Genomic DNA, 7781 nt, shown 5'->3' on the forward strand with positions numbered 1-7781 from the left:
CAGACACTTCCTTGAGTTTTCAGCAAATTCGGGATGTGACAGAATACCTCTCTTTTTTGGGATGGCCACAACCCTGTGGCGCTAATGTTGAGTTTCTCCTTGAAGCACGATCAGAGTTTTGACGGGCGCGCCGACAAGTTCGCCCGCAACATTTACGACTCCACCAAGGGGCGCATCCGCACCACCATTGTCTGGAGCGACATCGAAGCCTGCCTGGCCCGCCTTGGCAACCGTCCGCTGCGCATCCTCGATGCGGGGGGCGGTTTTGGCTATTTCGCCCAGAAGCTGGCGGCCATGGGCCATCAGGTGGAGCTATGCGATCTGTCAGCAGAAATGCTGGAACTGGCCCGCAGCCAGATCGCCGAGAAGGGGCTGGAAGACAAAATCCGTCTCATCCATTGCCCCATTCAGGATCTGAAGCAACACGTGACCGGCACCTTTGATCTGGTGCTCTGCCATGCGGTGCTGGAGTGGCTCGCCGAGCCGCGCCAGACCTTGCTGGGTCTGTTCCCTTTCGTCAATGCCGGGGGCATACTGTCGCTGCTTTTCTACAACCGTCATGGTTTGCTGTTCCAGAGCCTGGTGGTGGGCAATTTTGACTATGTGCGCCTTGGTCTTCGCAAGAAGCGGCAGACTGCGCTTACGCCCACCAACCCCCAGCTGCCGGAGCAGGTCTATGACTGGATTGGTCGCGGGGGGCTGCGCATCATCGGCAAGACCGGAGTGCGGGTGATCCACGACTATATGCGTCACAAGCAGGATCAGGTGGAGAAGTTCGACGATCTGCTGGCCATGGAGCAGCAATATTGCCGTCAGGAGCCTTTTGTCGCCCTCGGTCGCTATATCCATGTGATGGCCCAGAAGCCGGCCAGCTGATTGCTCGCAGTTCACGTCGATGTGAACCATGTTTTCGATGCTACCGGATGTAGCCGCGCGCACGATTTTGCGCCCAATACAACAACGAGATGACAACATCATGATGAGTACATCCCGTACCCTGCCAGAGCGTTCTTTGCCGGAGCTAGTAGGGTGGGTCAGGCAGGAGGGGTTGGCGTTGAGCCTGCCGACCGACCGGCTGGCCTTTCTGATTGCAATCAAGACCCTGTCCGAAGATGAGTCGGACCTGTCGGAAGCGGCGCTGCACGATGCCTTCGGCTATGTCAGCAGCGCCTTCGGCCAGATGGACGAGACCCTCACCGGTCGCGCCAACAACGCCATCAACGATCTCATTCGCCAGCAGCTGCTGTCGCGCTTCAACACTGACATGGTGGCGGGGGAGAGCCTCTACCGCCTGTCGCGCCTGGGTGTGAGCATCGTCGACTTCTTTATGGATCAGCGTCAGGTTGACTCTATCAAGCTCTCCATTCTGCTCGAACACCTGGCTGCCGAGCTCGACACCGCCCGCAAGGCGGCGCTCGAGACCAACACCCGCGAGCAGTGGGATGCCGAGGTGCTGCCGCGCCTCACCTTCTCGCTGGAAGAGACCTTGGGGCGGATCGATCTCACCCAGCGTGCCATGGATGAGCAGCAGAATCAGGTCAAAAGTGAGATCGCGGCCCTGCTGACCCAGAACTGGGTCGATGCCATTCACAGCTGCGAAAAACTCCTGCACGAGACCGGCCAGACCCTGCGCGAGCTGCAGGATACCCTGGACGCTGCCGGCCACCGCTTGCAAGCGGGGCTGCTCAACATTCAGGAAGCGGCGCAGGGGCGCGACGATCTGTTCCACGTCGAGGAGCTGACTCATGCCTTGCAGGGGCGCCTTGACGTCATCACCAGCTGGGGTCAGCAGTGCATCGAGCTCTGGTCCCGCTACGACAGGCACGTCCACAAATTTATCCGCAACGCCATCGACATGGACAAGAACCGCGCCTTCAGCCAGCGGCTGCGCGAGTCTATCCGAAACTTCGAGCAGCACAACTGGCAGCTGCGGGTGGCCGAAGAGCCCCGTCTGCTGGAGCTGCGCGACGAAACCATCGCCATCCACGACGAGGAGGTGACCGGTGAGGTGCCCCTCGAGATGGAGTATGTCGAGATGGTGGACATCAACCAGGAGCTGGCCGAGCGCATCGAGCGCTATCTGGCCCGCTACCCCGAGCAGGGGCAGCAGCTGGATCTGGCCGACGTGCTGCGGGAATACCTGCTGGATTACCCGGCTCATGCCCACTTCGATGTGGCGCGTCTTCTGATCGACCAGGCCGTGCGCCTGGGCCATGCCAGCGGTGAGCGCGAACTGCATCGCCAACCCGCATGGAAACCTATTAACCAAGCTGGATCCAAGGTTCAGGCCTATGTCATTGATCAATACTGAGTTTCCCTTGCCGCTGCGGCTCGCAGAGGCGATTGCCAACCCCTTGTTTCCGCGCATCGACACCGCCTTGCGCTCCGGTCGCCACATCAGTGCCGACGAGTTCGAGCAGCATTCGGCGCTGGTCGAATATCACAGCGAGCTGGAGATCTTCTACGGCCGCTATCAGGTGGAGCTGATCAAGGCGCCGGAAGGCTTCTTCTACCTGCGTCCGCGCCCGAGCTCCGACATCGGCACCACTGTGCTCTCCGAGCTCGATATGCTGGTGGGCAAGGTACTCTGCTACCTCTACCTGAGCCCGGATCGTCTGGCTTCGGAAGGGGTATTCGCCATGGCCGAGCTGCAAGAAGAGGTGCTGAGCCTCGCCGACGAGAAGCAGCTGCTGCGGATGGTCAACAGCCGCTCCGGCGGTACCGATCTCGACAAGAAGAAGTTGCTCGAAAAGATCCGTACCTCTATGCGCCGTCTGCGACGCCTTGGCATGATCACCGCCCTTGGCAACGGGGATAAATTCCGGGTCAACGAATCGGTGTTCCGTTTCGCCGCTGACGTGCGCTCCGATGAAGATCCCCGTGCCGTTCAGCTGCGGATGATCCAGGAGGGTGAAGCCATCTTCCACGACGACGAAATGCCGAGCAGCGACTCGCTCTTTGATGACATCGAGGCGGATCTCGATGAAGAACAACTGGATCTGGAGGTATAACCGGTGCGAGGCAAGTTCAAATCCCTGACCATGGTCAACTGGAACGGCTTCTTTGCCCGGACCTTCGATCTCGACCAGCTGGTCACCACCCTTTCCGGCGGCAACGGCGCGGGCAAGTCCACCACCATGGCGGCCTTTATCGCGGCGCTCATTCCCGACCAGTCACTGCTTCACTTCCGCAATACCACGGAAGCGGGCTCCAGCAGCGCCTCCCGTGACAAGGGGCTCTACGGCAAGCTGCAGCGCGGCCACTGCTACTCACTTCTGGAAGTGATGAATAGCCGCGAACAGCGGATCTGGGTCGGCGTGCACCTCGAGCAGGTGGCCAACCGCGACAACAAGGTCAACATCACTCCATTTGCGCTGGTGGATGTGCCGGAGAATCTGGCACCGACCGATCTGCTGCTGGAGAAGCTCGATGGCGGCAAGGGGCGGGTACGCGCCTTTACCGATCTGAAAGGGGCGGCCGCCGAGCTGGGTGCGCTGAAAGTCGCCAAATTCAATACGGTGACCGACTATCACAACTTCATGTTCGAGTTCGGCATCACCCCGAAGAAGCTGCGTGATCAAAAAGATCGCGGCAAGTTCTATCGTCTGATCGAAGCCTCCCTCTACGGCGGCATCTCCTCGTCCATCAGCCGTTCCCTGCGCGAATACCTGCTGCCGGAGAACTCCGGGGTGCGCAAGGCGTTTGCAGACATGGAGGCGGCCATCTATGAAAACCGCCGCACGCTGGAAGCGATCAAGGAGACCCAGGGTCAGCGGGATCTGTTCAAGAACCTGATCACAGAAACCACCCACTATGTGGCAGCGGACTATGTGCGCAACGCCGCCGAGAAGAGCCGCCTCTCCGAGTTGGCCCTCAAGGCGCGCCAGGAGCTGGCCGACAAGCGCCGCATTCTGGCCGAAGAGAAACAGCGCGCCATCTATCTGGCCGACGAGGTGGAGCAGCTCACCAACCGCGAAAAACTGCTGACCGACGAGCTGGAGTCTGCCTCCGAGCACCTTGCCAAGGTGATGGCGGCGGTCAGCTTGCAGAAGAAGATCGAGATGTATCGCACCGATCTGGCGGATCTCTCTGACAAACTCGAACAGCAGCAGGCGGTGGTGGAGGAGATCTACGGCCAGCTGCTGGAGGTGGAAGAGCGCAAGGAGCTGGCGCAGGCAGAAGTCGACAGCCTCAAGACCCAGCTGGCCGACTACCAGCAGGCGCTCGATATCCAGCAGACCCGCGCCATCCAGTACCGTCAGGCGGTGCAGGCCCTCGATGCTGCCCGCGAGCAGTGCGAGCTGCCGGGGCTGACAGCCGAACAGGCGAGCGACACCCTGCACCAGTTCCGCGCCGCCGAGCAGAGTCTCACTAGCCGGGTGCTGGGGGCCGAGCAGCAGCTGGCGCTGGCCAAGGCGGCAGTGGCCGAGCACGAAGCGGCGCTGGCGCTGCTTTTGAGCATCGCCCCCGAAACAGTACGCGAGGCCGCTTGGCCTACCGCGCAGGCGCTGCTCAAGCGTCACATCGAGGATAAGGCTCGCATTGCCCAGGGGCAGGGGCTGCGCGCTGCGCTGGCTCGTCTCGAGAAAGAGAGCGAAAGCCAGAAGAGTCTCTTCAAGCTGCGTGACGAGCTGCAGCAGGCCTCTGGCCAGCTGATTGCCAGCAGCGATGAGCTGGAGATCTTCCTCGAAGCCCAGCGCACCCGTCAGGAGGAGCTCTCCGAGCAGCAGGCGGAGGTGAACCAGCGCCGCGCCAGCCTCGAGCATCAGGGCACCCAGCTGGGCCGTGATATTGCGGAGCTGACCAAGCTGGCGCCGCGCTGGCTGAAATCCTTTGAAAAACTCGAGCAGCTGCGCGAGCAGAGCGGTTTGCCGCTCGCCACCGCCGAAGAGCTTTCGGCCGGTATGCAGACTGTGCTCGACAAGGAGCGCGAGTTCGAGCAGGAGAGCAATCGCATCGCGGCGCAGAAACAGGCGCTGGAGCTGCAAATTCGCAACCTGCAGCTGGGTGCCGGCGAGGCGGATCCGCGCCTGGCCCGCATCGCCGAGCAGGTGGGGGGCGTGCTGCTCTCCGATGTCTATGACGATATCTCCATCGACGATGCCCCTTACTACTCGGCGCTCTATGGCCCGGCTCGCAGCGCTCTGGTGGTGCTGGACCTTGAGGGCGCCATCGAGCGGCTGAAAAAGCTGGAAGATTGCCCGGAGGATATCTACCTCATTCAGGGCAACCCAGACTCCTTTGACGAGGATCTGGTGGAAGCGGACGAGCTGGGGGACGCCGTGCTGGTGCGCACCAGCAAGCGTCAGGTGCGCTTCTCCCGCTACCCCGAGCTGCCGCTGTTTGGTCGCGCCGCCCGGGAAAAACGGATCGAGCAGCTCGACCTTGAGCGCGAAGGGCTCATCGAGGGTTACGCCAAGGCCGCCTTCGAGCAGCAGAAGTACCACCGTCTCTACGGTCACTTCCGCGACTTTATCGGCCAGCATCTGGATATCGCCTTCCGCCCCGACCCCGAAGCCGAAGTGCAGGCCAAGCAGGCCGAACTGCGCGCGCTGCAAGGATCCATCGGCGAGTGCGACAAGCAGCTGGCCGAGGCCAAAGCGGCCGCCGCCCAGCTGACTCGCCATATCCAGCTGGTGCAGGGGATGCTGCCCTTTGCCCACCTGTTTGCCGAGACAGAGCTGGCGGCCCGCCTCGAGGCGGCTCACGCCGATGTGGAAGCCCTGAAACAGGCTGAAGCCTTTATCGCCAAACACGGCAAGTCGCTGGAGAAGCTGGAAACCATGGTGCAGGTGCTGCGTCAGGATCCGCAGGATCTTGCGGCGCTGCAGGCAGCTTACGATGAGGTGAGCGACCTGCTGGCCGAGCAGAAGCGCCGTTGCTACGCCCTCGATCAGCTGGTGGCCCGTCTGCCGCACTTTGCCTATCAGGATGCGCAAGACCTGCTGGGCAAGGCCTCCGAGATGAGCGAGCGACTCAAAGAGAAGCTGAAAGCGGCCGAGCTGGCGGCCCGCACCGCCGGCGAGCAGCACAAGCTGATTGCCCAGCGTCACACCGAGGCGTTGCAGCTGCGCACCGCGCTGAACTCCAGTGTCGAGGCCAAGCGCCAGACCCTGACCGAGTTCGAGCAGGAGCTGGCGGCCATGGGGCTGACCCTCTCTGACGATATGGAAGAGAAGGCACGTGCCCACAAGAAAGAGATTGAAGAGCTGCTGATCCGCACCCGTTCCCGTCGCACCAGCGCCGAGGCACAACTGCAGGTCACCAAGCGCGAGATCGAATCCCTCGGTGGTCGTCTCAAGCTCGAAGGCAAGGATTACTACAGCGCCCGTAAATCCCTGGTGGGTCACAAGGCGAGCTGGTCGCGGGTGGTGCGGCTGGCGCGGGAGACCGACGTCGAGAAGCGCCTCAACAAGCGCGAGCTGGCGTACCTTGACAGCGACGAGCTGCGTTCCATGTCGGACAAGGCCCTCGGCGCCCTGCGGGTGGCGGTCGCCCACGACGAAGCTCTGCGCGATGCGCTGCGTCTCTCCGAGGGCAACCGCAGCACCGAGCAGAAGGTCGCTTTCTACGTGCAGGTCTACCGTTACCTGAAAGATCGCATCCGCAACGACATCATCCGCTCCGATGATCCGGTCGAAGCGATCGAGGAGATGGAGATCGAGCTGGCCCGTCTCGCTGACGAGCTCAAGCAGCGGGAAACCCATCTGTCGCTCTCCTCCCACGAGGTGGCGGCCAAGATCACCAACATCATCCGCCGCGAGCAGAACCGCATCCGGGTGCTCAACCAGGGCTTGCAGAACATCGCCTTTGGTCTGGTGCGCGGGGTGCGCCTTAACGTCAATATCCGCGAGGCCCACACCCGTCTGCTGACGGCGCTGGCCGATCAAACCGCCATGCACAACGATCTGTTCGCCGACAAGGAGCTCAGCTTCTCCGAGGCGATGGCCAAGCTGTTCCAGCGCCTGAACCCGCAAGTAGAGCAGGGAGATCGCAGCTATCAGGTGATGGGTGACGTGCTGCTCGACTATCGCAACTATCTGGAGCTGGAGATCGAGGTGCAGCGCGGGGCCGATGGCTGGCTGCGGGCCGAGAGCGGCGCGCTCTCCACCGGCGAGGCGATCGGTACCGGTCAGGCCATCCTCTTGATGGTGCTGATCAGCTGGGAGGAGGAGTCCCGCCGTCTGCGCGGCAAGGATATCGCCCCCTGCCGTCTGCTGTTTCTCGACGAAGCGGCCCGTCTGGATGGCAAATCCATCGCCACCCTGTTCGAGCTGTGCGAGCGGCAGGATATGCAGCTGCTTATCGCGGCGCCCGAGAACATCAGTCCCGAGAAGGGCACGACCTACAAGCTCATCCGCAAGGTACAGGGCAAGCACGAGCATGTGCATGTGGTAGGCCTGCGCGGCTTCGGCTTTGCCGATGACAAGCTGATTGCCTGAGAAGTCTCTGGCCCATCCGACACGGGATGACCGGTAACTAGTTGAAAGGGAGGCATTTGCCTCCCTTTTTACATGGAAGATATGGCAAAGTAGCCGCACCGTCGCTGCTGCCTGACAACAAGGCGAGTAACATGGTGAGTGCCTTGGAGCTATGGCAAGGTGAGAGCTCCCGCCTGCAAGCGTGTCGCCAGCGTCACCGGCCGTATCGAAGAAGAAAAATTGCGCATAGCGAAAAGAAGAAGAGAGGGGAAAGGTGCAACATATCCAGAAAGGGCTGCTGTTATCTCTTTGCCTGCTGCTGGCGGCCTGTAGCAGCCGTTATGACGAGAGTCACGGCGG

Annotated in this window: 4 protein-coding genes and 1 pseudogene; all 5 read left to right on the forward strand. The window is 61.7% G+C overall.

The annotated features are described in order from the left end of the window. Window positions 1-99: 99 nt before the first annotated feature. Entirely contained in the window at window positions 100-876 is a 777-nt protein-coding gene (cmoM, locus tag L972_RS20335; protein ID WP_031227571.1) for a tRNA uridine 5-oxyacetic acid(34) methyltransferase CmoM, read from the forward strand. Window positions 877-976: 100 nt separating this feature from the next. Next, window positions 977-2311 (forward strand): chromosome partition protein MukF, encoded by a 1335-nt coding sequence (mukF, locus tag L972_RS20340; RefSeq protein ID WP_005345760.1) that lies wholly within the window; start codon window positions 977-979, stop codon window positions 2309-2311. Then, window positions 2292-3011 (forward strand): chromosome partition protein MukE, encoded by a 720-nt coding sequence (gene mukE / locus L972_RS20345; protein WP_005345759.1) that lies wholly within the window; start codon window positions 2292-2294, stop codon window positions 3009-3011. Before mukF ends, mukE begins: the two co-directional genes overlap by 20 nt. Before the next feature lie 3 nt (window positions 3012-3014). Next, on the forward strand, window positions 3015-7442 hold the full coding sequence (gene mukB / locus L972_RS20350; RefSeq protein WP_047440679.1) for a chromosome partition protein MukB: 4428 nt from the start codon (window positions 3015-3017) through the stop codon (window positions 7440-7442). A gap of 253 nt (window positions 7443-7695) precedes the next feature. Then, window positions 7696-7781, forward strand: a pseudogene (locus tag L972_RS22090) (septal ring lytic transglycosylase RlpA family protein); the annotation flags it as partial.

It is taken from the genome of Aeromonas sp. ZOR0001, assembly GCF_000801015.1.
Classification (GTDB): Bacteria; Pseudomonadota; Gammaproteobacteria; order Enterobacterales; family Aeromonadaceae; genus Aeromonas; species Aeromonas veronii.